Source organism: Belnapia sp. AC561 (assembly GCF_979252845.1).
Genome location: NZ_CEEDBP010000189.1, coordinates 1 through 279 on the forward strand (window position 1 = coordinate 1; position 279 = coordinate 279).

The window sequence follows — 279 nt, forward strand, 5'->3', positions numbered from 1 at the left end:
GCTGTGTGCCAGGGCGCAAACACAGGCAAGCCGGGGCTTACTTGTTGTCCTTGACTTCCTCGAACTCGGCGTCGACCACGTCGTCCGCAGAGCCCTTGGTTTCACCGGCATCCGCCGCCGCACCGGCAGCACCTGGCTGCGGCTGTTCGGCATACATTTTCTGCGCCAGCGGCGTGGTCGCTTCGGACAGGGCATTCATCTTCGCTTCGATGGCTGCCTTGTCGTCGCCACGTACGGCAACTTCCAATTCACCCAGCGCAGTTTCGATGGCCGCGTTCT

The 279-nt window shown here is 62.4% G+C and carries 1 pseudogene; it reads right to left on the reverse strand.

Annotated elements, in window-relative coordinates:
* Window positions 1-37 precede the first annotated feature (37 nt).
* A pseudogene (locus AC0IW9_RS30690) lies at window positions 38-279 on the reverse strand (hypothetical protein); the annotation flags it as partial.